The following is a 1,919-nucleotide window of genomic DNA, read 5'->3' as shown; positions in this document are numbered from 1 at the left end:
GCGGGGCGATCGTCGTCGGCGGTGCAGCGGGATCGTCGGAGCTGCTGGTCGGCCGCGACCGGGTGGCCGGCGCCGACGCCGCCTATGTGTGCCGCGGCCAGGTGTGCGATCTGCCGGTCACCAGCGTCGAGGATCTGGCGGCCGCTCTGGCCCGGTAGCCTGACGGTTTATGCCGAGCCGTGAGCAGATCGTCGACACCGTCAACCGCTACATCAGCTTGGTCGCCAAGGGCAGCGCCGAAGATATCGCCGAGCTGTACGCCGACGACGCCACCGTGGAGGATCCGGTCGGGGGCGAGGTGCACATCGGCCGGCAGGCGATCCGCGGGTTTTACTCCGCCGTGGAGAACGCCGAACGGGAATGCGAATTGGTGACGCTGCGGGTGTCCGGCAACGAGGCGGCTTTCCAGTTCCGGTTGACCGTCAAGGCCGGTGGCGGCGGGATGCTGATCGAGCCGATCGACGTGATGGAGTTCGGCGACGACGGCAAGGTGACCGCGATGAAGGCTTACTGGTCGACCGACAACGTCACGCAGCTTTAGCCGGGAATGTCCACCGTGGCCATCAACTTCCGCAGGTAGAACTCCGTAGAGTCAGCCCGATGAGCGAGGTCGTGGTGCTCGGTTCGGGTTTCGCAGGCCTATGGGCCGCACTGGGAGCGGCCCGCCGGCTCGACGAACTCGGAGCCGCGGGCGCCGACGTGCAGGTCACGGTGATCAGCTCAAAGCCCTTCCACGACATCCGCGTCCGCAACTACGAGACCGATCTGACGTCGTGCCGTATTCCGCTGCAGGATGTGCTTGAGCCGGCAGGGGTCGGTCACATAACCGGTGACGTGACGGCAATAGATCCGGTGTCGCGCACCGTGAACACGTCGACAGGCGCCCATGCCTATGACCGTCTCGTGGTAGCGCTGGGCAGCCAGCTGGCGATGCCCGATATCCCCGGGCTGCGTGAGTTCGGCTTCGACGTCGACACCTACGACGGGGCGATCCGGTTGCAGCAACACCTTGTGGCTATGGCCAAGTGCCCGGACAGGCCGGCCGCGAGCACTGCCGTCGTGGTGGGCGCCGGACTCACGGGCATCGAGACCGCGTGCGAGCTGCCGACGCGGCTGGCCGCGCTGTTCCCCGGCGTCGCGGCCCGGGTGATACTCATCGACCACAACCCCCACGTGGGTTCGGACATGGGCGCCTCAGCACGGCCGTTAATCGAGGCTGCGCTTCGTGCCAATGGGGTGCAGACAATACTCGGCGTGAGTGTCACGGCGGTCGACGAGCATGGCCTCACGCTGTCGACCGACGAGACGCTGGCCGCGTCGACTGTGATTTGGTGCGCGGGGATGCGGGCGAGTCCGCTGACGGCCGACCTGGGTGTCGAATGTGACCGTCTAGGCCGCCTCCCAGTCGACGACTATTTGCGTGTCGTCGGCGTTCCGAACGTATTTTCCGCGGGGGATGTGGCAGCGGCCAGGATGGACGACAGTCATCTATCGGTGATGTCGTGCCAGCACGGTCGTCCCATGGGCCGCTACGCGGGATACAACGTCATCGGTGACTTGCTTGGCGAACCGATGCTTGCGCTCCGAATTCCTTGGTATGTAACCGTTTTGGACCTTGGACCGGCGGGCGCGGTGTACACCGAAGGGTGGGATCGGCAAGTCGTGGCCAGCGGCGCTGAAGCCAAGGCCACCAAGCAGACGATCAACTGCCGGCGAATCTATCCACCGCTCAATGGAGACCGTGATGCGATTCTGGCAGCTGCAGCGCCGACACTGCAGTCCCGGCCAAACGCCGCGGTCTAGACGCTAAGCCGGGTGCCCGACGTAGAAGACCGCGAGCCACACCGCGATGTAATGGCAGATCGCGGCCACCACCGTGCAGGCGTGGAAGAACTCGTGGTAACCGAACGTCTTGGGCC

General features: G+C 65.7%; 3 protein-coding genes and 1 pseudogene. 3 read left to right on the top strand and 1 reads right to left on the bottom strand.

The features are described from left to right. The 3 genes from WBF82_RS07275 to WBF82_RS07265 all read left to right on the top strand — a co-directional run. Nucleotides 1-158 (top strand): hypothetical protein (locus tag WBF82_RS07275; RefSeq protein ID WP_424382392.1); only part of this gene is annotated, 158 nt, incomplete at its 5' end. Between the two features lie 11 nt (nt 159-169). After that, entirely contained in the window at nt 170-541 is a 372-nt protein-coding gene (locus WBF82_RS07270; RefSeq protein ID WP_424382391.1) for a nuclear transport factor 2 family protein, read from the top strand. A 59-nt stretch (nt 542-600) separates the two neighbouring features. Then, the gene (locus WBF82_RS07265; RefSeq protein WP_424382390.1) at nt 601-1,803 is read left to right on the top strand and encodes an NAD(P)/FAD-dependent oxidoreductase; all 1,203 of its coding nucleotides are present in this window, start codon (nt 601-603) and stop codon (nt 1,801-1,803) included. Between the two features lie 3 nt (nt 1,804-1,806). Here the strand turns inward: WBF82_RS07265 and WBF82_RS07260 are convergent. Then, nucleotides 1,807-1,919, bottom strand: a pseudogene (locus tag WBF82_RS07260) (hypothetical protein); the annotation flags it as partial.

Origin of the sequence: Mycobacterium sp. (assembly GCF_049673265.1) — a bacterium.
Classification (GTDB): domain Bacteria; phylum Actinomycetota; class Actinomycetes; order Mycobacteriales; family Mycobacteriaceae; genus Mycobacterium.
The sequence above is the reverse complement of the archived record's forward strand: the minus strand, read 5'-3'. Positions and strand labels throughout refer to the sequence as shown.